Raw genomic sequence first — 23308 nt, 5'->3', positions numbered from 1 at the left:
CCTTGAGGACAGGTTTACGCGGTGATTTTGCTGCGCGCGTCGGCGGGTGCGGAAATGCCGTGGACCAGCAGGGCGAGCTGGAGGCGATCGGTGACGCCCAGCTTGTCGAAAACGGCCGACAGGTGCGCCTTGACCGTGCGTTCGGTGATGCCCAGCGCTTCGGCGATCTGGGCGTTGGACTGGCCGCTGGCGGCGTAGCGCGCGACGGTGATTTCGCGCTCGGTGAGCCGGCCGCCGTCCCAGGCGTGCGCGTCCTGCGCACGCTCGGTGACGAGCTTGAGCAGGCGCGACACCAGCGAGCGCCCCATCCAGATGCCGCCGGAGGCGACGACTTCGAGGGCCTGGGCCATCGCGGCGGGCGGCGCATAGCTGTGGCAGTAGCCGTGCGCGCCGGCGCCCAGCGCCTGCGTGCCTTGTTCATCGTTGGGGCTGGCGCTGGCGACCACGACGTGCAGGCCGGCCAGCGTCGGGGTCCAGAACGGATCGTGCCAGGCGGGCAGCTTGGGCACGTCGGCGTCCAGCACCGCCAGCGTGCGGCCTTGTTCTCGCCAGCGTTGCAGATCCGCCAGGCCTCGCCCGCGGGCAGCCATCCAGCGCGCCGGGTCAAGCGCGCGCCAGTGCTGCCAAAGCAGGTCGTCGTGCGTAATCAACAGGACGGGAATGGGTTTCATAAGGCCTTGAAGCTCTCCATTAACGTTCGGTGAAGGCGTTGGCCTTCGCCCGCAGAATGGGCTTGAGCAGGTACTGGAGCACCGTGCGCTTGCCTGTCAGGATATGAACCTCCGCCACCATCCCGGGGATGATGGGCAACAGCTTGTCGCCTACCGTGCTGCGGTCCGTGCGCACGCGCACGACGTAGTAGGAGTTGCCTTTCTCGTCGGTCACGGTGTCCGCGCCGATCTGTTCCACGCGGCCTTCCAGGCCCCCGTAGATCGCGAAGTCGTAGGCCGTGAACTTGACCTCGGCCTTCTGGTCCGCGTGCAGGAAACCGATGTCGCGCGGCTGGATGCGCACTTCGAGCAGCAGCGTGTCGTCCTTGGGGACGATTTCGATGATGTCCTTGCCCGGCTGCACCACGCCGCCGACCGTGTTGTTGAACAGGGTCTTGACGGTGCCGCGCACCGGGGCGCGCACTTCGGCCAGCTTGACCCGGTCGACCAGCGCCGCCTTGCCTTCGCGCAGGGTCGCCAGCTTGGTGTTGGTTTCCGAGAGCTCGCTGCGGGCCTGGTTGCGGATGTTCAGCTCGGCTTCCTGGATCTTGCTTTCGGCTTCCTTGATGGACGCCTGGAAGCGGTCGATCTGCGCCTCGGCGCCTTTCTGTTCGCCGCAATAGCGGGCAACGTCGCGCTGCAGGCGCAGCAGATCGACCTCGGACACGGCGCCGCTCTTGAGCAGCGGCCGGGTCACCTGCAGCTCGCGCGAGGTCAGGCCGCAGCTGGCCGAGGCCTGGTCGCGCTTGGCAATGGTTTCGCGCAGGTCTTCCTGGCGCTGCTTGAGCTGTTCGCGGGCCACGTTGACCGTGGCGTTCAGTTCGGTGTTGCGCGCCTGCCAGGCGTTGCGTTCCATTTCGCCCAGGCCGGGCGCCTGTTTCAACACTTCCTCGGGCGTGACGAAGGGTTCGCCCGTGGCCAGCGCCTTCAGGCGGGCCGCCTTGGCCAGCAACGACAGGTACTCGGCGTTGTTTTCGCCCAGCGACGAGTTGAAACGGGTGGAGTCGATCTTGAGCAGGACCTCGCCGGCCTCGACTTCCTGGCCGGGGCGCACCAGGATCTCTTCGACGATGCCGCCGTCCAGGCTCTGGATGATCTGCACCTGGCGGGACGGCACGACCTTGCCTTCGCCGCGGACCACCTCATCGATGCTGCCAAAGCCTGCCCAGACCAGCAGGCCCATGGTGGCCAGCAGCGACGTCCACAGCAGGATGCGCGAGCCGCGGGCCTGCGACTCGTGGATGACCCATTCGGCATTGCCGATGTAGTCGGACCGCTGGGCGGGCTTGCCTTTCTCGGCGCCGTCCAGCAGGCGGTCGAAGAAGAACACGAAGACGTTGCGCGGCGCGCGCAGCAGGTTGCCAAAGAAACCGTGCTTGGGGGCTCCAGGATTGTTCAGCATGGTCTTCTCAGCTTCCGCGTCCAACGCGTCCTTGACGCAGGGCTTCGACAACCTGTTCCTTCGGGCCGTCGGCCACGATATGGCCGTTGTCGATCACGATGAGCCGGTCGACCAGCTCCAGGAGCGCGGTGCGGTGCGTCACCAGCAGGACCGTCTTGGTTGCGCTGGCTTCGCCCAGGCGCTTGCGCAGCTGGGCCTCGCTCTGGTGGTCCATGTTGCTGCTGGGTTCGTCCAGCAGCAGGATGGGCGGATCGTTGATCAGCGCGCGCGCCACGGCCACCGATTGGCGCTGGCCGCCGGAAAGCGATTCGCCGCGCTCGCCGATGATCATGTCAAAACCGTTGGGATGCAGGTTGGCGAATTCGGTCACGCCGGCCGTGTTGGCGGCCGCCAGGATGCTGGCGTCGTCGGCGTAGGGCGCGCCCATCGCCAGGTTGTGCTTCAGGCTGCCGTAAAAGAGCAGGGGATCCTGCGGGACGTGGCCGATGGCACGGCGCACGTCGGCCGGGTCGATCTGGCGGACGTCCACGCCATCGAGCAGCACGGCGCCTTCGGTGGGCTGGTACAGGGCCAGCGCCAGTTTCTCCAGCGTCGTCTTGCCCGAGCCGATGCGGCCGATGATGCCGACCTTCTCGCCGGGCTTGAGCTTGAACGACACCTTCTTGAGCACCGGCTGCGTGCTGCCGGGATACGTGAAGGTCACGTCGCGGAATTCCAGGCCGCCGTGGAACACGGGGCGATGCAGGAACTCGGCCTCGGCCGGACGCTCGATCGCCATCTTCATGTAGTTGTCGATGGAGCCCAGCGAGGTGCGGGCATTCTGGTATTGCATCAGCAGGCCGGCGACCTGGCCCAGCGGCGCCAGGCAGCGGCCGGCGATCATGGACGCGGCAATGATGCCGCCCATCGACAGCGCGGATTCCTGCGCCAGGTACACGCCGATGATCACGACGGCGATCGAGACGAGCTGCTGGACGGCTTGCACGAAGCCGACCGTCGACGAGGAAATCAGCTTGAGCTTGCCGCCCGTCTGGGCGATGAACTCCGTGGCGCGTTCCCAGTTGCGCTGGATCGAGCCCTGGGCATTCAGCGTCTTGACGGCTTCCAGGCCGGTCAGCGCTTCGACAAGCGTGGCGTTGCGCTGCGACGAGGCCTGGAACGAGGCCATCGTCAGCGCTTCCATGCGCGCCTGCGCCGCCAGCGACACCAGCAGGATCAGCACGATCGCGACCAGCGGCGGCAGGATCATCCACGGCGAAATCCAGGCCAGGGCGCCCAGGAACAGCAGGATGAAGGGCAGGTCGACCAGCGTGGTGATGGTGGCCGAGGCGATGAAGTCGCGGATGGATTCGAACGAGCGCAGGTTGGCCGCGAACGAACCGACGGACACCGGGCGGCCTTCCAGGCGCAGGTCCAGCACGCGCTCCATGATCTGCGAGGACAGGCGCACGTCGACCCGCTTGCTGGCGCTGTCCACGACATGCGAGCGCGCGGTGCTCAGGATCATGTTGAAGATCACCACCAGCGTGATGCCGATGGCCAGCACCCAAAGCGTTTCGACGGCGTTGTTCGGCACCACGCGGTCGTACACGTTCATGGTGAACAGCGGCATCGCCATGGCGAACACGTTGATCAGCAGCGCCGCGACCAGGGCGTCGCGGTACAGCCGGCGGTTCTCCATGATGGCGGCCCAGAACCAGTGGCGCTCGCGCACCTTGGCCACTTCCGGGGACCGGGCGTCAAACCGGAATTGCGGACGGACAAAGCAGACCAGCCCGCTGTACTGCTCAGCGAGTTCGGCCGGATCCATGTCGATGGAGCTGCCGCCCAGTTCGGGGTGGCTGACCACGAACTTGCCGCCGTCCTTTTTCAGCAGCAGGCAGGCGCGTTCGCCCTTGAGCAGCAGGATGGCGGGCAGCAGGTCCGGCGAGATGTGATCCAGCGAGCGCTTGACCACGCGCGCGGAAAGCTGCGCCCGCGCGGCCGCCCGAGGCAGCAGGGCGGGCGTGAGGCGGTGTTCTTCCAGGGGCAGGCCCGCCGACAGGGCTTGCGCGGTGGCCGCGACGCCGTGCAGGCGGGTGATTTCCACCAGGCAATCGAGCAGCGGGTCGTCGTGCGCGGAGCGGGCGTCCGCGCGCCATTCCCGGGCAGCCAGATCAGATAACTTGTCCATCTTCGTCATCCAACAGGTCAAGGTGTTCCGAGAGGCGCGCACGCTGCTGCTTGCGCTGGGTGAGCTTTTGCTGGGCCTGGATAGGCAGGTCCGTCATACGCAAGGTGCCGTTGGCGATCAACGCGTCGATCAAGTCTTCCAGGACGCGGACAAAGTCCGCGTCCAACTGCGAGAAATCACTGCCCTTGTTGGCCATTGGGCCTCCTTGCGGCCTGCTCCGATCAGGGTCGGGCGGCAGGCGAGTTCACCGGCACCAGCGTCGGGGGAAGGGTGCCTTCGTTGTAGTGCACGCGAACGGGAGCCAGGCGGGCGGTGTCCGGAACGGTCGAATTGCACAGCTTGATCACTTCGTCCGACACTTCCAGCTTGCCGTTTTCCTCGGGCATTTCGTTGCGCGCGGGTTGCAGCGCCAGCGCCGGCAGCAGGGTGTGGGACAGCGCCAGCCAGCGATACTGCGCAAGACGCAGATCATAAATGGCATTGGTCAGCGCACGGCGCGATTCGAACAGTTCGTTTTCCGTGTCCAGCAGGTCCAGCAGAGAGCGCTGGCCAATCTGGAACTGTTGCGCGTACGCATCACGCACCTTGGTCGTGGCCACTTCATGGTCACGCAGGAAGGGCAGCTTCTGGCTCAGGCTGGTGATGTTGTTCCAGGCCACGGCCAGGTCCTGCTGCACGTTGCGGCAAGTGTAGTCGCGGATGTCGCGGGCGGCATACGACTGGTTGGCGGTCTGGCGCACGCGGGCGGAGTCGGCGCCGCCGCGGTACAGGTTGTAGCTCATCACGACCTGGACGCTCGAGCTCTGGATGTCGCGGCTTTGCGGGGTCGGATCATTCTGGTCGCGGCCGGTGTTTGCCACGAACTCGAACTTGGGCGAGAACGCGCCCTTGGACGACTGCACGCCCGCCTGCGCGGCCTGCAGGCTGGCCTGCTTGGACAGGAAGCTGGGATTGCGGCGCAGGGATTCATTGAAGTTGCCCGGGGCCTTGGGCAGCTTGTCGGCGATATCCGGAGCCGGCAGCATCGATTCGGGCGGCAGGGCGCCGGTCACGCGCTGAAAGCGCTGCTGCACGTCCAGCAGGTTGGCCGTTTCGGTCATCAGGTTGGTCTGGGCCAGCGACAGGCGGCCACCGGCCTGCTCCAGGTCGACGCGACGGCCCACGCCGGATTCCGTGCGCTCGCCGATCTGCTTGAGGGTGTTTTCGTGCAGCGAATAGTTCTGGCGGGCCAAAAGCTCCATGTCGCGGTAGCGCTGCAGGTCGATGTAGGCCTGCACGGCGGTGAACGCGGTGTTGTCGCTGGTGGCCAGCACGTCATAGAAGCGGGCCAGCTTGTCGAAACCGGCCTGCTTGACGTCGTTGGTGGTGCGAAAGCCGTCAAAAATCAGCTGGCGCAGCTCGACGCTCCAGCCGGGGCGGTTCCAGCTCTGCGAGCCGACGCCGGGCACGTTGTTGCGCCATTCGCGGCCCAGATAACCTTGCGCATTGATCTGCGGAAAGTAGGCGGCGCGGGCGACGGCCTGGCCTTCCAGGGACGCCTGGAAGTCGTGGTACTTGGCCTGGATTTCGGGATTGCTGAGCAGGGTCTGCTCAACGATCTGATTCAACGTCACTTGCGGCTGCCCGGCCGGTGCGGTGGCAGCGGGCGTCGCGGACTGTGCAAAAACGGCAGGAGCAAATGCAAGGGCAAGGACCGAGGTCGTGCTTTTGAGCAAAAACGAAGCCATAGTGATTATTCGCGAGTCAAGTTGAGATTGAATGGCCGCCATGTTGTATGTAAATGTCAGCTTTGGCGAGTCAAGATTTGTTAATTCTTGAGGTTTGTTGCCGGCGGTCCATTAGGTGAATTTCGCGCAACATCTAACTACTTCTTCGAATTTGCACGAACATCGCTCAATCTAAAATCGTTTATTTCTATTAATACGGTTTATTACGCATTATTTCGAAGTGAACGCTTTCAGGGCGTGGGACGATTATATCTATTTGAGAGTTCTGTATCTATTTTGTTTACCAATTTGTATCGTTAGCGATTTTTCCCGGGCATTAATTGGCTATGCAACAAGTCAACACAACTGCGGGATCGGCCTCCGGCGAGTCGGTCAGCATGGTAGTGGTAGTACTGGTATATCAGGTGTGCTTGTACTAGGTTTGGTGGCTGGGCATAATTCCCTTCATGCCGCAGCAGCCGGCGCGGCAGGGTAGCGTTTTACCCCTCGCGCCAGGCTCGAGCCGGATTGTCTATTTGCAGAGCGCATCCATGGCCCAAACTCTTTACGACAAACTCTGGGACGCCCACATCGTCCACCAGGAATCAGACGGCACCTGTCTGCTCTATATCGACCGCCACCTGCTGCACGAGGTCACCAGCCCGCAGGCGTTCGAGGGGCTGACGCTGGCGGGCCGCAAGCCGTGGCGCACCGGCGCCAACCTGGCGGTGGCCGATCACAACGTGCCCACGATGAATCGCGCGCAGGGCATCGACGATCCCATCTCGCGCCTGCAGGTGGACACGCTGGATGCCAACTGCGGCAAGTACGGCATTACCGAATTCCGCATGAACGATCTGCGCCAGGGCATCGTCCACGTGATCGGACCGGAGCAGGGCGCCACCCTGCCGGGCATGACCGTGGTCTGTGGCGACTCGCACACCAGCACGCATGGCGCGCTGGGCGCGCTGGCCTTCGGCATCGGCACGTCCGAAGTCGAGCACGTGCTGGCCACGCAGACGCTGCTCATGAAGAAAGCCAAGAGCATGCTCATCAAGGTCGATGGCGAACTGCCCTTCGGCTGTACGGCCAAGGACGTGGTGCTGCACATCATCGGCATCATCGGCACGGCCGGCGGCACGGGCCACGCCATTGAATTTGCCGGCAGCACGATTCGCTCGCTGTCAGTCGAAGGCCGCATGACCGTCTGCAACATGGCGATCGAAGCCGGCGCCCGGTCCGGCATGGTTGCGGTCGACGACAAGACCATCGAATACTTCCGTGGCCGTCCGTTTGCGCCCACCGGCGTCGTCTGGGATCAAGCCGTCAAGTACTGGCGTACCCTGCACACCGATGAAGGCGCCAAGTTCGACACCGTGGTCGAAGTCAATGCGCGCGACATCAAGCCGCAGGTCACCTGGGGCACGTCGCCCGAAATGGTGTTGCCGGTGGATTCGCGCGTGCCGGACCCCGACCGCGAAAAAGACGACGTGCGCCGCAGCGGCATGGAGCGCGCGCTGGAATACATGGGCCTGAAGCCCAACACCCCGCTCACCGATATCCGCGTGGATCGCGTGTTCATCGGTTCGTGCACGAACTCGCGCATCGAAGACCTGCGCGCCGCAGCTGTGGTGGCGCGCGGCAAGCGCGTGGCTTCCAACGTGCGCCAGGCGATGGTCGTGCCGGGCTCCGGCCTGGTCAAGCAGCAGGCCGAACGCGAAGGCCTGGACAAGATCTTCATTGAAGCCGGCTTTGAATGGCGCGAACCGGGCTGTTCCATGTGCCTGGCCATGAACGCCGACCGCCTCGAACCCGGCGAACGTTGCGCCTCGACCTCGAACCGCAATTTCGAGGGCCGGCAAGGGCAGGGCGGCCGCACGCACCTGGTCAGCCCGGCCATGGCCGCCGCCGCGGCCGTCGCCGGCCATTTCGTCGACGTTCGCACGTTCCGATAAGCGTCAAGCACCGAGTAGACAACATGCAAGCATTTACCACTCATGAAGGCCTGGTGGCGCCGCTCGACCGCGAAAACGTCGACACGGACCTCATCATCCCCAAGCAGTTCCTCAAGTCCATCCAGCGCACGGGCTTCGGGCCCAACCTGTTCGACGAGCTCCGTTACCTGGACCACGGCGAACCGGGCATGGACAACAGCAAGCGCCCGCTCAATCCGGACTTCGTGCTGAACCAGCCGCGCTATCAGGGCGCCTCGGTCCTGCTGGCCCGCAAGAACTTCGGCTGCGGCTCCAGCCGCGAGCACGCGCCCTGGGCGCTGACGCAGTTCGGTTTCCGCGCCATCATCGCGCCGTCCTACGCCGACATCTTCTTCAACAACAGCTTCAAGAACGGCCTCTTGCCGATCGTGCTGTCCGAACTGGAAGTGGCGCGCCTTTTCGACGAAGTGAAGGCGTTCCCGGGCTACAAGCTGAACATCGATCTGGACCGCCAGGTCGTGATCGCCGCGGACGGCCGCGCGATGGGCTTTGACATCGAACCCTTCCGCAAGTACTGCCTGCTGAACGGCCTGGACGACATCGGTCTCACGCTGCGCCACGCCGACAAGATCCGCGCCTTCGAAGCCGAGCGCCTGGCCCGCCATCCGTGGCTCGAAAGCCGCCCCATCGCCTGATCAAACCATCGCACACAGGATCGTTATTCAATGACCCACAACATCGCAGTCCTGCCGGGTGACGGCATCGGCCCGGAAATCGTCGAACAGGCCGTGCGCGTCCTGAAGGCGCTGGATGTGCCCTTCGACATCAAACAGGCGCCCGTCGGCGGCGCTGCTTTTGACCAGTTCGAGCATCCGCTGCCGCCCGCCACGCTGAACCTGGCCAAGGAATCGCACGCCGTGCTGTTCGGCGCTGTCGGCGACTGGAAGTACGACAGCCTGCCGCGCGAGTTCCGTCCGGAACAGGCGATCCTGGGCCTGCGCAAGGCGCTGGGCCTGTTCGCGAATCTGCGTCCGGCCATCCTGTACCCCGAACTGGCCAGCGCATCGTCGCTCAAGCCGGAGATCGTGTCGGGCCTGGACATCCTGATCATCCGCGAACTGACCGGCGACATTTATTTCGGCACGCCGCGCGGCGTGCGCTCGTCGCCGGACGGCGCCTTCACCGGCGAACGCGAAGGCTACGACACGATGCGCTACGCGGAATCCGAAGTGCGCCGCATCGCGCGCATCGGCTTCGAATCGGCGCAAAAGCGCAACAAGAAGCTGTGCAGCGTGGATAAGGCCAACGTGCTCGAGACCTCGCAGTTCTGGCGCGACATCGTCATCGAAGTGGCGCGCGAGTATCCGGACGTCGAGCTGTCGCACATGTATGTCGACAATGCGGCCATGCAACTGGTGCGCAACCCCCGCCAATTTGACGTCATCGTCACCGGCAACCTGTTTGGCGACATCCTGTCCGACGAAGCGGCGATGCTGACCGGCTCCATCGGCATGCTGCCCTCGGCGTCCCTGAACGCCAGCGGCCAAGGCCTGTACGAGCCCAGCCACGGTTCGGCGCCCGACATCGCGGGGCAGGGCATCGCCAATCCGCTGGCGACGATCCTGTCGGCCGCCATGCTGCTGCGTTACTCGTTGAACCTCGCGCCGCAGGCGGGCCGCATCGAGGCGGCCGTGCGCAGCGTGCTGGCCAGCGGCCTGCGCACCGCGGACATCTTCGAGCCGGGCACGACGAAGGTCACGACCGCCGGCATGGGCGACGCGGTCTTGAAGGCGCTGGCCTGATGACGCAAGGGGCCGCGTCCTGATCGCGGTCTCTTTACGTATATAGCGAGGCCGCCCCGCGGGCGGCCTCGCTTGTTTTGCCAATGCAAGACGCCGTGTTGCCGGCGCGCGCCGAAAGTCTCTCCTTGCGCTTGCGGCCCCGTTTTTTTCTAGCTGCATTGCAACATCCCTGCGTGCATTCTGATAAATTGTTGAATTGCACGATTTTTCCCTCCTTACCTTGTCACCCCCTTTAAAGAGCGATTGAAATGAATCAAGCAGTAGGCCTTGTCGGCTGGCGCGGTATGGTCGGCTCGGTGCTCATGCAACGCATGCGCGACGAGAACGACTTCGCACTGATCGAACCGGTGTTTTTCTCCACCAGCAACGCTGGCGGCGCCGCCCCCACTTGGGCGACTGGCGCGGGCCCGCTGCAAGACGCCTACAACATCGACGCTCTGAAAAAACTGCCGATCATCGTGACGGCGCAAGGCGGCGACTACACCTCCGAGGTCTATCCCAAGCTGCGCGGCGCGGGCTGGAACGGCATCTGGATCGACGCGGCCAGCACCCTGCGCATGGCCGACGACGCCATCATCGTGCTGGACCCGGTCAACCGCCCGGTGATCGACGCGGCCCTGAAGCGCGGCGTGCGCAACTTCATCGGCGGCAACTGCACGGTCAGCTGCATGCTGATGGGCCTGGCGGGCCTGTTCAACAACGACCTGGTCGAATGGATGACCTCCATGACGTACCAGGCCGCGTCGGGCGGCGGCGCGCAGCACATGCGTGAACTGCTGACCCAGTTCGGCGAGATCAACCAGTCGGTCAAGTCCCTGCTGGACGACCCGGCCTCGGCCATCCTGGAAATCGACCGCGGCGTGCTGGCCAAGCAGAAGGACGACGCGCTGCCCCACGAACACTTTGGCGTGCCGCTGGGCGGCAACCTGATTCCCTGGATCGACAAGGACCTGGGCAACGGGATGTCCAAGGAAGAGTGGAAGGGCGAAGTCGAAACCAACAAGATCCTGGGCCGCGGCGCCGCCTTCGGCACGCCCGTCACCCCGATCGACGGCCTGTGCGTGCGCATCGGCGCCATGCGCTGCCACAGCCAGGCACTGACCATCAAGCTCAAGCGCGATGTGCCGCTGGACGAGATCGAAGCGCTCATCGCCCAGGGCACGCAGTGGGCCAAGGTCGTTCCCAACACCAAGGAAGCCACCGTTTCGGCGCTGACCCCCGTGGCCGTCACCGGCACGCTGGACATTCCGGTGGGCCGCCTGCGCAAGCTCTCGATGGGCTCGCAGTACCTGGGCGCCTTCACGGTTGGCGACCAACTGCTGTGGGGCGCGGCCGAGCCGCTGCGCCGCATGCTGCGCATCGCACTGAACGAAGCCTGATGTCGTGCCGGGCGGCTCTTCTGGCAGCCCGCCACGCGCAAGATGCAGTCAGGGCACCTTCGGGTGCCCTTGTTTTTTGTTGCGCGGCTGGATTGTCCAGCCCGCGAGGGTGCACCATCGTGGCGCAGCCCGGCCGAGCCCGGCGGGCGACACGTACGCCCATAAGCGCCGCCCGTGCCCGCCAGCCAACGTGCGCGCCCCTTTCAGGTTTGTGAAATGCGCTTGATCCATTACACTTTTCGGGTGAATTGAGGCCCTTTTTTGCGCGGCAAATGGCGCGAATGGGTCCAGGCCCGTAATTCGATTACAAGAACGGAATTCCAGCTTATGACCCAGCGTTCGCGCCAAGTGAAGCATGCCCGCCGTTTGAAAGCCCTTCAGTGGGCCATTGCGCTGGCGATCGGTTCAAGCGTGTGCGGTTCGGCGCTGGCCATGCGCGTCGGGCATTCGCGCGTCGTTTCCGTGCCGGGCGCGCCGCTGCAAGCCACCGTGGGTCTGCAGGAATTGACGCCCGAAGAGATCAGTTCGCTCAAGGTTTCCATCGCCGATGAAGCCGCGTGGCAGCGCGCGGGCGTCAAGCCGCCGGTGCCGCTTGCCAGCATGGTGGTCCGCGTCGAAGACGGAGTGGATCCGACGCGCAAGAATTTGCGGGTGCGGTCCACGCAGGCGCCTGCGGGCGGCGCGGTGGATCTGCTGCTGGACATCAACTCCAGTTCGGGCCAGCGCCAAGTGCAGGTCAGCATCCTGGTGCCGCTGCGCGGCACGGGCGCCGACGTCACACCCGCCGCCGTGGGCGGGGCCGCCCGCGCGGGCGGCACCTCGGGCTCGGTCACGGTGAAGTCGGGCGACTATCTTTTTGCCATCGCCCAGCGCAACGCGGTGCCGAACGCCTCGGTCTACCAGATGCTGGTGGCGCTGTGGCGCGCCAATCCGCAGGCCTTCATTCAGAACAACATGAATCTGGTGCGGGCTGGCCAGACACTCAAGATCCCGGATGCCGCCACGGTGCGCGCCATCGATCCGGCCGAAGCCCGCCGCATCTTCAATGAGCACGCCGAGGCCTATGCCAAATACCGCGGCCGCGTGGGCGCGGCGGCGGGGTCGAACCCGTCGGTGGTCAAGGGCCAGGACGCAGCATCGGGCACGGTCGCCCCGCCGGCCGACACCGGTGTGGCAACCGCCGCGCCGACACAGGACCGCGTGCGCCTGTCGACCGGTCAGGCCCAGGACAGCGCAGCCGCGCAGGCCGAAGCCCAGGCAGACGCCAAGACGTCTGCCGACCGGGCCATGGCCGACGCGCAAGGGCGAGTCGCCCAGCTGCAAAGCAATGTGGACGAGCTGACCAAGGCCGTCGCGCAGCAATCGGGCGCGGCCGGCACAGGCGCGGCGGGTACGGGCACGGCCGGCGCTGGTGCGGCTGGCACTGGCGCGGCAGGTACGGCGGGCGCAGCTGGCACGTCGGGCGCAGCAGGTACGCCCGGTGCGGCAGGCGCTTCCGGTGCAGCAGGCGCTCCCGGTGCAGCAGGCGCTCCCGGTGCAGCAGGCGCTCCCGGTGCAGCAGGCGCTCCCGGTGCAGCAGGCACGCCTGGTACGGCAGGCGCTCCCGGTGCAGCAGGCACTCCCGGTGCAGCAGGCGCTCCCGGTGCAGCAGGCACGCCTGGTACGGCAGGCGCTCCCGGTGCGGCAGGCACTCCCGGTGCGGCAGGCACTCCCGGTGCGGCAGGCACTCCCGGTGTGGCAGGCACTTCTGGTGTGGCAGGCACTTCGGGTGCAGCAGGCACTTCCGGCGCAGCAGGCACCTCTGGTGCTGCAGGCACTCCCGGTACAGCAGGCGCTCCCGGCGCTGCTGGCGCTCCCGGTGCAGCAGGCACTTTTGGTGCAGCAGGCACTCCCGGCACAGCAAGCACTCCCGGCACAGCAGGCACTCCCGGCACAGCAGCCACTCCCGGCGCAGCGGGTTCTCCCGGTGCAATGGGCACGCCCGGCACCGCAAGCACTCCGGGCGCGGCAACTACGCCGGGCGCCGCGACGACCACGTCGAACGCCACCGGCGCGTCAAACACCACCACCTCCCCAGGCGCCGCAGGCTCGGCGCCCGCCGATGCCGACAAGCCCATCGGCACGCTGCCGGACAAGACCGTGCAAACGGGTATGCCGGGCTGGCTGGCCGACAATCTTCTCGTGATCGTTACCGCGGTGCTGGCGCTCGTCGCCTTCGCCATCGCGTGGCTGTTGCGCCGGGCCGGCGCGCGGCGTGACGACGATGACGAAGAAAGCTACACGTACAACGAGCCGGCGCTGGATACGGCAGCGCTGAACCGCAAGCTCGACACCATCAATCTCGACCTGGACGTACCGCCCACGGACGAACCGCGCCGTATCGGCGGTCCTCGGGTTTGAAGCATGTCTAGAGTTGCATTGGGGCTGGCGTATGACGGCTCCGCCTGGCAGGGTTGGCAGACGCAGCCGCACCGGCAGACGGTGCAGGACTGCCTGGAGTCCGCCCTGGCCAGTTTCTGTGGCGTCACCGAGCCGGTGCCCACGATTTGCGCCGGCCGCACCGACACGGGCGTGCACGGCGCGATGCAGGTGGTCCATCTGGACACGACGCTCACCCGCAAGACGGAGTCCTGGGTCCGAGGCGTGAATGCGTTTCTGCCGCCCAGCATCTCGGTGCAGTGGGCCGAAGAAGTGTCCGAAGAATTCCATGCGCGCTTTTCGGCGCGCGCCCGCACGTACGTCTATCTGCTCTGGCGGGGCCGGGTGCGTCCGGCGCTGTGGGCGGGGCGCGCCGGCTGGTGCTTCCAGCCGTTGGATGTGCAGGCCATGCGCGCGGCCGCAAAGGCGCTTGTCGGCGAACATGATTTTTCCAGCTTCCGTTCGTCGCAATGCCAGGCCAAGCATCCAGTGCGGCACATGCACAGCCTGGAGATCGAGGAGCGGGGACCGTTTCTCGTCTTTACCTTGAAGGCAAACGCCTTTCTGCATCACATGGTGCGCAACATCATGGGCGCGTTGCTGCAAGTGGGGCAGGGCAGGGAAACGATTGACTGGATGACGCAGCTCTTGGCGTGGCGCGACCGCAAGCGCGGCGCGCCCACGTTTGCGCCTGACGGCCTGTACCTGGCCGCGATCGACTATCCCGAATCCTTCGGACTGCGCGAGCTCGACGGCGGATCGTCGCTGCTGTCGCCCTTTACTCAATCCTTTTAGGGAAGCCGCCGCGCAGGCGGCGGGATCCCGCGCCTTTCTGGAGGCATGCGCCATGCAACGCCGCGCGTTTCTGAAGCAAACCGCCTTGGGCGCCGCCGCAGGCAGTGCCGTGCTGGCGGCCCCCGCGATTGCGCAGGAAGCTCCCAACCTCACCTGGCGGCTGGCTTCGGATTTTCCGGCCGACGCGGCCACGCTGTTCGCGGGCGCGACCGACGTCGCGCGTTGTGTGGCCGAGGTCACTGCGGGGCGCTTCACCATCGAGATATCCGCCGCCGGCCAGCTGTTCCAGTCGGGTCAGGCGCTGGAGGCCGTGCAGCACCGCATCGTCGAATGCGGCCACGCGGCATCGGCCCGCTACTTCGGCACCGATCCCGCGATTTGCTTTGACGGTGGCGTGCCATTCGGCCTGAATACCCGCCAGATGAACGCGTGGATGCGGCAGGGCGAGGGGCTGGCGCTGACCCGCGAAGCCTTTGGCAAGTACGGCATCCTGAACTTTCCGTGCGGCTATACCGGCGCGCAGATGGGCGGATGGTTTCGGGGCGAGATCAAGACCCTCGATGACCTGCGCGGACTCAAGGTGGCGGCTGACGGCTTTACGGGGCACATCCTGTCGCGTCTGGGCGCCTCGCCGCTGGCAATTCCCGCTGGCGAACTGCATGCCGCGCTGGCAGAAGGCCTTGCGGACGGGGCCGTCACGATCGGACCGTTCGAGGACGAACGCCTGGCGCTCTTTGACGTCGCGCGAAACTATTACTTTCCGGGCTGGTGGGCCGGTACGCAACAGTTGTCGCTGTACGTGAACCAGGACGCCTTTGCGGAACTGCCCAAGTCATACCAGACCGCGTTGTCGCTGGCTTGCGCGGCGGCAAGCGAAAACATGATCGCAACCTTTGATGCCAACAATCCGCAAGCGCTGCGCCGGCTGATGTCGCAAGGCGCGCAACTGAAGGCGTATTCCAGGCCGCTGCTGCAAGCCGCTCACGAAGCCACCGTGGCGGCCTGCAATGAATTGAGCGCCAAGGATGCGATGTTCAAGAAGCTCTACGACAGCATGCTGGCATTGCGCGGCAACCAGATCCCCTGGTTCCGCATGGCCGAGGGCAGCTTCGACAACATGATGGCCACGCTGGGTTCGACTGGCGCGTGAGACCGGTTTTTCGGTCCGGATATACTGATCCAGCCAGTCGCCGCGGGGCGACACTTCCAGAAAATGTCATGCGTACACGCATAAAGATCTGCGGGCTGACCCGCGAACAAGACGTCGAAGCCGCCGTTGCCGCCGGCGCCGACGCGATCGGATTTGTCTTCTATCCCAAGAGCAAGCGTTGCCTCACGCCCACGCGCGCCGCGCAGCTGCGCCGGATGGTGCCGGCGTTTGTCGACGTCGTCGCGCTCTTCGTGAACGCGCAGGAAGAAGAGATCCGCACCGTGCTGGGTGAAGTGGGGCCCGAGTTGCTGCAGTTTCATGGTGACGAAACGCCGCTGGAATGTGCGCGCTACGGGCATCGCCATCTGCGGGCCTTCCGGGCCGGTGCGCCGGGGCTTGAGACGGCGGAGAGCCTTGCGGCCACGTGCCGCGCCTACGGAGAGGCGGCGGGCTGGTTGTTCGACAGCTATAGCGCCGGCTACGGCGGCAGCGGGCATGGATTCGACTATGCGTTGCTCGATGAGGTGCGGGCCGACCCGGTGTCCCGTCCCTTGATCCTGTCCGGCGGACTGAACGCCGAAAACGTGGGCGCCGCCATCGAATTGGTGCGGCCTTGGGCGATCGATGTGAGTAGCGGCGTCGAAGTCGAGCAAGGAATAAAAAGTTCTGATAGAATCTCGTTCTTCGTTGCTGCGGCACATGACGCAGACACGAAATTGAAGGGCAAGAAGTAGTGCTTAGGCGGGTGGTGTAGGGCGTTGAATGGCAGTTTGGGTTTGGCCAAATTGATTTAAACGCGCTTTCAACCGCGTTGCGCAAGAAGTGAAGCTGGCAATCGGTAATGGCCGCAAAACTTCAGACGCAACAAAAAATGCAAAAAATCTTCCAAGACGATTTGCATAGTTTAAAAAAGCACTATATAATTCTTCTTCTTTGCAGGCGGTTAGCTCAGCTGGTTAGAGCGCCACGTTGACATCGTGGAGGTCGTTGGTTCGATTCCAATACCGCCTACCAAATTCCTGCAAAGGTGTGTTTGACAGAGCTAGTCGAACACAGACCTGAAAAGCCGCGTAAGTCTGATGACTTCGCGGCTTTTTTGCATTCAGCGGCGCCGTTGATTTGCCTGCACACTTGCTCAGCCAGAGGGTGCGCCCAGCTCCTGCCGTCTGTCAGTACTGCCAGACGTCGCGACAGGCATTTTCCACAGCAATAGGCGGTGTTGCGTGCGAGCCACGACCCCCAGGTTACAATGCGCCACCGGAATTATTCACCGCCCGGGAGTGCCGCGGCGATATATTGGTCACGATTCAGTATTCCGCTTTTTGCCGTGAGCGGCGGTGTCATAGCCGGCGGCAGACGGCCAATATGGCAAACGGCGGGAATGCCAATAATGAGTTTCACGGGTGGCAGAGCAGACCACTCTAGAGAAACTCCACATAAGAAAATTAATGGGTCGTGGCAGGGATTCTGCCGGAATGCGGGCTTGTGCAGACCTTCCTTAAGGTCTGTTTCTCAATCGCGGTTGGTTGCATGGTGTCATGGAAAACAAGGGTAATACTGCATCGAGCAGTTTCAAGATCGCCGTCGTTATACCGTCTTATAAGGTAACGAAGCACATCCTGCATGTCATTGCGGCTATCGGTGATGAGGTCTGCCGAATCTACATCGTCGACGACTGCTGCCCCGATCAATCGGGCAAATTCGTGGAAGCGCATTGTTCCGACCCCCGCGTCGTTGTCTTGCGCAACGAAACCAATCAGGGCGTCGGTGGTGCCGTGATGGCGGGCTACAAGGCGGCAATCGCAGATGGCATGGACATCATCGTCAAGATTGACGGCGACGGACAAATGGACCCGTCCCTGCTGCAGGAGTTCGTCTCCCCGATTATTTTTGGAGAAGCAGACTACTGCAAGGGCAATCGCTTTTTCGATCTTGAAAGCGTCCGCGCGATGCCCAAGCGGCGCTTGTTCGGCAATGCCGTGCTCTCGTTCATGACGAAGCTCTCGTCCGGATACTGGAATATTTTCGATCCCACCAATGGATATACTGCGATCCACGCTAGCGTAGCCAAATATCTTCCTTTCGAAAAAATCAGCAATCGATATTTTTTCGAGACCGACATGTTGTTTCGGCTCAACACCCTTGGCGCTGTGGTGGTGGATGTGCCGATGGTGGCCAAGTATGCCGATGAAGTCAGCAATCTTAAGATCAGCAAGATCGTGGGGGAATTTCTGGTAAAGCATGTCCGGAATTTCTTCAAGCGCCTTTTCTATAACTATTATCTGCGCGGAGTTTCCCTGGCGTCCCTTGAATTGCCTCTGGGCGTCCTGCTGGTATTGTGCGGTGTTTTCTTTGGCGCCGGCCATTGGATCGAGTCGGCTCGGACGGGGGTTTCGACTGCGGCGGGTACCGTCATGATATCCGCGATGCCAATAATACTTGGCGTGCAGTTCATTCTTTCATTCATTGGCTACGATATCTCATCGGTGCCGACCAGGCCGTTCCATAGAACAAAATTGAAATGACATATTTACTCGCAATCGCATGTGTGGTCGGTATCGCCATCGGTCAGCTGCTGTTCAAATTTGGGGCCGCGACTCTGAAGAACAGCGGTTCGATCTTCGATCCCAAGACTTTCATGGTGCTTTCTTTTTCCATCGGTCTTTACGGGCTCGTGACCATTTTGTGGATTTACGTCCTGCAACGGCTGGAACTCGGAAAAGTCTATCCCCTGATGGCGCTGGCGTTTGTGCTTGTTCCCATCGGCAGCTATTTCCTGTTTGGCGAAAGATTCCAGCCCCAATATTTCGTCGGCTTATTTCTGATCCTGCTCGGCATTATTGTCATAGCCAAGGCGTAAGGCGGCACGAACGCGACCCGAATAAGACGATATGTTGATCTTGCTTTCTTCGTTGGGGTTCCTGACCTTTTTTGCAGGGCGCCTGCGCATCAAGCTGTCCATCGCCATGTATTTGCATGTGGCGTTGACGGTGCTATGGCTGTATGCCGCCGGCCTTGCCGGACTGCTTCGCCCAGGTGCAATCATTTCCGTTTTGGCGGGAATGGGGCTGCTGGCGTACACGCTTATCTGGCTTTTCCGGCGGCGTGCGGAGTTTCTGCCGCTGAAGTGGAGTGCCGGCAAGCTCAGCCAGTTGCTTTACCTTGTACCGTTCGTGTTTTTCGTCTCCCTCGTGCCGTTCGATTTCAAGCTCACGGGTTGGGATGAGTTTTCCTTCTGGGGGCTCGGCGCGAAAGTCATACACGCCACCCATTCGTTGTATCTGAAAGATTCGCCGATCGTTGATATTTTCAAGGCGTATCCGCCCGCTCAGCAGCTATTTCAGTATTACTTTCTGTTTTTAGGTCCGTGGTCTGAAAGCGGGTTGCTGTCGGCTCAAATCATCTTCATGCTTGCGGCGCTTGCATGTGCGATAGGCGCTTTTCACGCGCGTGCTTCGGTTCTCGAGGTGCTGACGTTCTTCTCGGCTTGCGCAATACCCTATTTCTTTGGGTTCGACTATAAGCACATATTCGTGGATCCGTTGCTGGCCCTTGTGTTTGCGGCAAGCGTTGCGCTGGCGGCGACGGCCAAGGGCCTCAGAGGGTCGCTCCTGGTAGCGGTCAGCCTCGCGGTGCTGGTCCTCATGAAGCAGATCGGCCTGATATTGGCGATGCTTGTCATCGCGATCCATTTTTTCTCGTCTGTTTTGCAAACGGCCGATATCGGTGTTGCTGCCAGATTCAAGCGCGCCATCGCCCAAGTAATCCCGGGCTGTCTCGCAACACTTCTGACCTTTGCCTCGTGGCAGTGGTACTCGAAATCGATAGGCGCGGGTCTTACCGTGTCCATGCCCAAGCTGAGCTCGCTGTTTCAGGATCCTTTGCTGGGCCGGATCGGAAAGACGGGGCTCGAATTCATTCAGCGGTTCCAAGCGGAGAACTTCGGGCTTTATCCCGGCGGCTGGAAGATCGTGCTGCTCATGTCTCCGTTGAGCGTGATGCTTTGGCTGATGGCGCTCAGTGCGATTTGCATCCTGATCAGCCGGCGCTACGAGATCTTGCCTCGGATCGCAGCGTTCTCGCTGCTTTCCGCCGGTGCGATCGCCTACCTGCTGTTTCTTCTGCTCTCGTATCTGCTGTTCTTTTCGGAGTACGAAGGAATACGGCTGGCTTCTTTCGAAAGATATGCGGGAACCTATTTCCTGGCTTGGGCCCTGGTCGTGTTTGGAGCCTATTCAGGCGCGGTAGACACATTCAAGATCAAATGGCTGCGCCCCGTTCTCGCCATCCCCATACTGGCGGGGTTGCTGTGTTTGCCCCTTGGTTTGTTCGCTCCGCCGGTCTCATCACCCCAGATCGAGAAGGTTCTGGAGCAGCGTGAGCGCATCGATGCATTGGCCGAGCTCGTCAAGAAGCATGCTGCGAAGGGGGATAAGGTCTATTTCATTGACCAGAATTCCACGGGCTTCGAGAAGTTCATGTTCAGCTACAGCGTGAGTCCGCTTGAGACCCAATGGTGGTGCTGGTCCGTGGGCGAAAAATACAATAAGGACGATGTCTGGACCTGCAAGGAAGATCTGCGAAAGCTTCTCGATGGCTATTCGTTTGTCGTCCTGTACAACGCTGACGAGCAATTTTGGGGATCCAATGCCGATCTCTTTGCACCGGATGCCCGAGGACTGACGACGGGCGTATTCAGCGTTGCTCGCAAGGATGGGCAGCTTGTCTTGACCCAGGTCCAATAGCCGAAATGTCGGATCTGGAGGCGGCCCCGGGCGGCACTTCGTGCTGGCGCACGGTCAACCGACTGGCGCTGGCTTCGCTACTGGCCCAATTGCTGTGGTTGTCCGGCTGCGTGATCAAGCTTCCTGCGCCCGCTCCGGTTCAAAGCGACGAGGCGCCGATGTATGCCGGGGTTGATCGCCGCGCGGCCGCTGCCTTGCGCGCGGGCGATGAACAACAGGCCGCCGAGGCCGTGAAGGTGTTTGGATCGCCTGCCGCGGCAGCGCAGGCGCGGGTCGAGCTGGGCTACCGGCTTTTTCGCGAAGACCTGCCGGGCCAGGCCATGCGGCAATTCAATCAGGCGTGGCTGCTCAATCCCGACAACCCCGAGGTGTACGCGGGATTCGCGGTCGTGCTGGAAAGCCAGCGCAAGGTCTGCCAGGCGATGAGCATGATGGACCGCGCGATCAGCATGAATCCGCCGGCGTTTCGCGGCATTCATGCGGATGCCGGCCGGATCGCGGCGCGTTGCGCCGCCGAGGACAAGACGCTGCCCCCCGAAGCGCGTATCGCGGCGACGACGCGGTCCGATGAGTGGTACCGCAAGGGCGAGACCGTGGAGCCCGACAAGGGCTATCTGTATGCCTCGTGGGCCACGGCCTATTACTGGCGCGGCCAGTACGCGGAGGCCTGGGCGATGGTTCACAAGTCACGCGCCGCGGGCGGCAGTCCGGATGCGAAATTCGTCAGGATGCTGCGCGCAAGGATGCCGGAGCCCGCCGCGTCGTGAATCAAGCGGCGCACGATGCCTGGCGGACTGCCGGCTGCCCATTTGCGATATCCTGCTCACCATCATGATGAGAGCACTTTGGTTATGCCTGGGCTGCTTGATGCTGGCGCTGGGCGTCATCGGCGCCTTCTTGCCGGTGATGCCGACGACGATCTTCCTGATCCTGGCGGTGGCCTGCTTCTCCCGCTCGTCGCCCCGGCTTGAAAAATGGCTGCTGGATAGCCCGACCTATGGTCCGTCGCTGCGCGCGTGGCGCGACGAGGGCGCGGTGTCGCGCAAAGGCAAGACGTATGCCAGCCTGGGCATGGCGGCTGGTTACGGGATCTTTTACTGGAGCGCCCATCCCTCGCTGCCCCTGGCCATCGGCGTAGGCATCTTCTTTCTGGCCAGCGCGGCGTATGTCCTCAGCCGGCCCAGCCCCCGCGCGGGCGGCCCGGCCAGCAAGCCGCCGCGCGAATAAGCCACGCTCCAAGCCGCACCCTTCTTGGCCTCAGTGCGAATGCCGCGGATCGCCCCGCGTCTCCACCACTTTCAAATACAGCGTCGCCGCCTCCAGGCATCCGCCCGTGGAAAGCTGCCCCACGGTCTGCCGGTACAGTTCCTGCCACGGCGTCTGCGATGGCGGCGCTTCATACGGCGGTTCCTGGCGGCGCCGTTCCAGTTCCGCTTCGTCCACCTGCAACATGACCGACCGCTGGTTCAGGTCCACGCGGATCCGGTCGCCCGTGCGCAGCAGCGCCAGTCCGCCGCCCACCGCGGCTTCGGGCGACATGTTCAGGATGGACGGGCTGGCCGAGGTGCCGCTCTGGCGGCCGTCGCCCAGACAGGGCAGGGACTCGATGCCGCGCTTGATAAGGTGCGATGGAGGCGCCATGTTCACGACTTCCGCGCTGCCGGGGTAGCCCACGGTGCCGGCGCCCCGGATCACCAGAATGCAGTGTTCGTCGATGTTGAGCGCCGGGTCTTCGATGCGGGCGTGATAGTCCTCCGGGCCCTCGAACACGATCGCGCGCGCCTCGAAGGCGTTTTCCGACCCCGGTTCGGACAGGTACGCCCGGCGAAAGGCTTCGCCCACGACCGACATCTTGATGATGGCGCTGTCAAAGAAGTTGCCCGACAGCACGATGAAGCCGGCGCGGTGCTTGAGCGGCGCGTCGCAGGTCCGGATGACGTCGGTATTGTGGGTCTTGGACGCCGTCGCAATATCGCCGATGGTCTTGCCGGATACGGTTCGGCAGTCCGGATGCAGGCGGCCGGCTGCCAGCAGCTCGTGCAGCACGGCGGGTACGCCTCCCGCGCGGTGAAAGCCTTCGCCCAGATGCTCGCCCGCCGGCACGCAGTTGACCAGCAGCGGCACGTCTTCGCCCAGCCGTTGCCAGTCGTCCAGGCTGAGGTCGACGCCCATGTGGCGCGCGATGGCAATCAGGTGTGGCGGGCAGTTGCTGGACGCGCCCAGCGCCGAGGCCACGACGATGGCGTTCTCGAACGCCTCGCGGGTCAGGATTTGAGATGGCCGCAGGTCTTCGCGCACCATGTCGCAGATGCGCATGCCGGTGGCATAGGCCATCTGCCCGCGCTCGCGATAGGGCGCCGGAATGCTGGCGCAGGTGGGCAGCGACATGCCCAGCGCTTCGGCCAGCGAGTTCATGGACAGCGCGGTGCCCATGGTGTTGCAGTGGCCGATGGACGGCGACGATGCCGTGGCAAGCGTCATGAAGCCTTCGTAATCCAGCTTGCCGGCCGCCATCAGGTTGCGTGCGTGCCAGATGACCGTGCCCGAGCCCACGCGCTGGCCTTCATGCCAGCCGTCCAGCATGGGACCGCCGGACAGCACGATGGCGGGAATGTCCACCGTCGCCGCCGCCATCAGGCACGCGGGCGTGGTCTTGTCGCATCCCGTGGTCAGCACCACGCCATCCAGCGGATAGCCGTGCAGGATCTCCACCAGGCCCAGATACGCCAGGTTGCGGTCCAGCGCTGCAGTGGGCCGCCGTCCCTGTTCGGCCAGCGGATGCACCGGGAATTCCATGGGAATGCCGCCGGCGTCGCGGATACCCGCCTTGATGCGTTCGGCCAGCGCCAGATGGTGGCGATTGCAGGGCGCCAGGTCGCTGCCGGTCTGCGCGATGCCGATGATCGGCCGCCCGGACTGCAGTTCCTGGCGCGTCAGGCCATAGTTGAGATAGCGCTCGACGTAGATCGCCGTCATGTCGGCGTGCGAGGGATCGTCGAACCATTTCTGGCTGCGCAGTCGGCGGGGTGTCTGGGACATGGCTGTCTCGCTTTGCTTCGGTTGCATACAGGCCCGGACCCCCACGGGATCCGGG

At 63.6% G+C, this 23308-nt stretch carries 19 protein-coding genes and 1 tRNA gene; 14 read left to right on the top strand and 6 right to left on the bottom strand.

Features of this window, described 5'->3' with window-relative positions:
* Window positions 1–14 precede the first annotated feature (14 nt).
* From FBY20_RS01780 to FBY20_RS01760, 5 genes are read right to left on the bottom strand one after another with little or no spacing between them, the layout of a single operon-like run.
* The gene (locus FBY20_RS01780; protein WP_056315795.1) at window positions 15–671 is read right to left on the bottom strand and encodes a response regulator transcription factor; all 657 of its coding nucleotides are present in this window, start codon (window positions 669–671) and stop codon (window positions 15–17) included.
* A 19-nt stretch (window positions 672–690) separates the two neighbouring features.
* On the bottom strand, window positions 691–2112 hold the full coding sequence (locus FBY20_RS01775) for an HlyD family type I secretion periplasmic adaptor subunit (RefSeq protein WP_056318595.1): 1422 nt from the start codon (window positions 2110–2112) through the stop codon (window positions 691–693).
* Between the two features lie 7 nt (window positions 2113–2119).
* Entirely contained in the window at window positions 2120–4285 is a 2166-nt protein-coding gene (locus FBY20_RS01770) for a type I secretion system permease/ATPase (protein ID WP_056315798.1), read from the bottom strand.
* On the bottom strand, window positions 4269–4481 hold the full coding sequence (locus FBY20_RS01765) for a hypothetical protein (RefSeq protein ID WP_056315801.1): 213 nt from the start codon (window positions 4479–4481) through the stop codon (window positions 4269–4271). Before FBY20_RS01765 ends, FBY20_RS01770 begins: the two co-directional genes overlap by 17 nt.
* A gap of 25 nt (window positions 4482–4506) precedes the next feature.
* The gene (locus FBY20_RS01760) at window positions 4507–6012 is read right to left on the bottom strand and encodes a TolC family outer membrane protein (RefSeq protein WP_056315805.1); all 1506 of its coding nucleotides are present in this window, start codon (window positions 6010–6012) and stop codon (window positions 4507–4509) included.
* Between the two features lie 530 nt (window positions 6013–6542).
* On the opposite strand from FBY20_RS01760, the gene leuC reads away from it, so the two are divergent.
* The 14 genes from leuC (at window position 6543) to FBY20_RS01690 (ending at window position 21441) form a co-directional block, all read left to right on the top strand.
* A complete protein-coding gene (gene leuC / locus FBY20_RS01755) occupies window positions 6543–7946 on the top strand; it encodes a 3-isopropylmalate dehydratase large subunit (RefSeq protein ID WP_056315809.1) in 1404 nt (467 codons plus the stop codon).
* A gap of 23 nt (window positions 7947–7969) precedes the next feature.
* On the top strand, window positions 7970–8620 hold the full coding sequence (leuD, locus tag FBY20_RS01750; protein ID WP_056315812.1) for a 3-isopropylmalate dehydratase small subunit: 651 nt from the start codon (window positions 7970–7972) through the stop codon (window positions 8618–8620).
* A 30-nt stretch (window positions 8621–8650) separates the two neighbouring features.
* The gene (leuB, locus tag FBY20_RS01745; RefSeq protein ID WP_142049626.1) at window positions 8651–9727 is read left to right on the top strand and encodes a 3-isopropylmalate dehydrogenase; all 1077 of its coding nucleotides are present in this window, start codon (window positions 8651–8653) and stop codon (window positions 9725–9727) included.
* 248 nt (window positions 9728–9975) lie between these two features.
* Window positions 9976–11106 (top strand): aspartate-semialdehyde dehydrogenase, encoded by a 1131-nt coding sequence (asd, locus tag FBY20_RS01740; RefSeq protein ID WP_056315817.1) that lies wholly within the window; start codon window positions 9976–9978, stop codon window positions 11104–11106.
* A 327-nt stretch (window positions 11107–11433) separates the two neighbouring features.
* Window positions 11434–13506: a FimV family protein gene (locus FBY20_RS01735; RefSeq protein WP_255452205.1), complete on the top strand. Its 2073-nt coding sequence runs from the start codon at window positions 11434–11436 to the stop codon at window positions 13504–13506.
* Between the two features lie 3 nt (window positions 13507–13509).
* Window positions 13510–14319 (top strand): tRNA pseudouridine(38-40) synthase TruA, encoded by an 810-nt coding sequence (truA, locus tag FBY20_RS01730; protein WP_142049623.1) that lies wholly within the window; start codon window positions 13510–13512, stop codon window positions 14317–14319.
* A gap of 52 nt (window positions 14320–14371) precedes the next feature.
* Window positions 14372–15469 (top strand): TRAP transporter substrate-binding protein, encoded by a 1098-nt coding sequence (locus FBY20_RS01725; protein ID WP_128827963.1) that lies wholly within the window; start codon window positions 14372–14374, stop codon window positions 15467–15469.
* A 68-nt stretch (window positions 15470–15537) separates the two neighbouring features.
* The gene (locus tag FBY20_RS01720; RefSeq protein WP_142049620.1) at window positions 15538–16203 is read left to right on the top strand and encodes a phosphoribosylanthranilate isomerase; all 666 of its coding nucleotides are present in this window, start codon (window positions 15538–15540) and stop codon (window positions 16201–16203) included.
* A gap of 203 nt (window positions 16204–16406) precedes the next feature.
* A tRNA-Val gene (locus FBY20_RS01715) sits at window positions 16407–16483 on the top strand.
* Window positions 16484–17007: 524 nt separating this feature from the next.
* Window positions 17008–17994 (top strand): glycosyltransferase family 2 protein, encoded by a 987-nt coding sequence (locus FBY20_RS01710; protein WP_142049617.1) that lies wholly within the window; start codon window positions 17008–17010, stop codon window positions 17992–17994.
* Window positions 17991–18329 (top strand): EamA family transporter, encoded by a 339-nt coding sequence (locus FBY20_RS01705; protein WP_056315836.1) that lies wholly within the window; start codon window positions 17991–17993, stop codon window positions 18327–18329. Before FBY20_RS01710 ends, FBY20_RS01705 begins: the two co-directional genes overlap by 4 nt.
* A 31-nt stretch (window positions 18330–18360) precedes the next feature.
* On the top strand, window positions 18361–20214 hold the full coding sequence (locus tag FBY20_RS01700; protein WP_142049615.1) for a hypothetical protein: 1854 nt from the start codon (window positions 18361–18363) through the stop codon (window positions 20212–20214).
* Window positions 20215–20219: 5 nt separating this feature from the next.
* A complete protein-coding gene (locus FBY20_RS01695) occupies window positions 20220–20981 on the top strand; it encodes a hypothetical protein (RefSeq protein ID WP_255452204.1) in 762 nt (253 codons plus the stop codon).
* A gap of 64 nt (window positions 20982–21045) precedes the next feature.
* Window positions 21046–21441 (top strand): YbaN family protein, encoded by a 396-nt coding sequence (locus FBY20_RS01690; RefSeq protein ID WP_196589544.1) that lies wholly within the window; start codon window positions 21046–21048, stop codon window positions 21439–21441.
* A 30-nt stretch (window positions 21442–21471) separates the two neighbouring features.
* Here the strand turns inward: FBY20_RS01690 and FBY20_RS01685 are convergent, their stop codons facing one another.
* The gene (locus tag FBY20_RS01685; RefSeq protein ID WP_056315842.1) at window positions 21472–23253 is read right to left on the bottom strand and encodes an IlvD/Edd family dehydratase; all 1782 of its coding nucleotides are present in this window, start codon (window positions 23251–23253) and stop codon (window positions 21472–21474) included.
* Window positions 23254–23308: the final 55 nt, after the last annotated feature.

This window comes from Achromobacter sp. SLBN-14 (assembly GCF_006715415.1).
Taxonomy (GTDB): Bacteria; Pseudomonadota; Gammaproteobacteria; order Burkholderiales; family Burkholderiaceae_B; genus Achromobacter; species Achromobacter mucicolens.
This window is presented reverse-complemented; position numbering and strand designations above follow the sequence as displayed.